The organism is Marichromatium sp. AB31, assembly GCF_003718685.1.
In the GTDB taxonomy this organism is placed as follows: domain Bacteria; phylum Pseudomonadota; class Gammaproteobacteria; order Chromatiales; family Chromatiaceae; genus Marichromatium; species Marichromatium gracile.
The window spans coordinates 1-1,218 of the sequence record NZ_RHFI01000055.1; the positions used below are offsets into that span (position 1 = coordinate 1).

A 1,218-nucleotide genomic window follows, 5' to 3' on the forward strand; every position below is an offset into this window, starting at 1 on the left:
GGAAAACCATCTGGGTGCACTCTGGAACTTCATTCATCACTACAACGCTACGATGTGCGTGTGATTCATTGCGGGAAAGCTCAAAAACATCGAGCGATTCAAAATCCTATCAGTCAGGGCACTACCCAAAAGTAAAAGGACACCCAGAGCGCCGGGAAAAGCCGGCAAGAGATTGGAGGTGAAAGCCCTCTCCCCGGAAAGGTGTAGCGAACCGCCGAGACCCCGAGTCATGGGCCGGACTGTCCGCGAGGGCAGCGGTTAAGCGTTGACAGGGGCATGCATAGGCTCGGTATGGAGCTCCGAAATCAAGGTTGGGAACGCTGACCGCGTTGGGTGAGCGGGAAGGCAAGACGAACGGTCGCGTCAGCGCAAGTGGCCGATCGGTTCCCCGGAGTCGAAGACCCGAAGCATGTGCGGATGTCTCTTGCGCGGAACCCGGGAGGCCTTGGTCACGGCCCGAGGAAGGGGCACGGCCCGGCGGAAGGTGAAGAACCGACGCGTCAAAAAAAGGGACACCCACTTACCGTTGACGCTCACAAGGCCCTCTCCTACGCTTCTCCCAACACCCCCAGCGGAGATGCCCCATGACCCGTCCCCGCGCCGCGCTCGTCTCCTTGTCTGATACGCCCTGGTATCACGTCGTCACGCGTTGCGTGCGACGAGCCTATCTCTGCGGCTTCGATCAGCTGACGGGGCGGAGTTTCGAGCATCGGCGCGGCTGGGTAGAGTTGCGGTTGCGCCAGCTCGCGGGGGTGTTCGCGATCGATGTCGCAGCCTATGCGGTGATGAGCAATCACGTGCATCTGGTGGTGCGGGTGGATGCGGAGCGCGCCGCTCAGTGGTCGGATACCGAGGTGTTGCGGCGCTGGCGGTGTCTGTTCCGGGGGCCGGTGGTGGTGGAGCGGTTCCTGTCGCCTGCGACGCGGGCGGGGATGACCGCGGCGGAGCTGGATGGGGTCGCGGGGTTGGTTGCGATCTATCGGGCGCGGCTGGCGGATCTCTCGTGGTTCATGCGGGTGTTGAACGAGTCGATCGCGCGGGCGGCGAATCGGGAGGACGGGGTGCGGGGACGGTTCTGGGAGGGGCGCTTTCGTTCACAGGCGATCCTCGACGAGACGGCGCTGCTGGCGGTGATGGCCTATGTCGATCTCAACCCGATTCGGGCGGGGATCGCGGAGACGCCGGAGGAGAGCGCGCATACCGGGATTGCGGCACGGA

The 1,218-nt window shown here is 63.6% G+C and carries 1 protein-coding gene; it reads left to right on the top strand.

Going from position 1 to position 1,218, the window contains the following annotated elements; translation table 11 throughout:
* Positions 1–584: 584 nt before the first annotated feature.
* Positions 585–1,218, top strand: a 634-nt coding sequence (locus tag EBL84_RS16710) for a transposase (RefSeq protein ID WP_123141806.1), incomplete at its 3' end; no start/stop codon positions are given.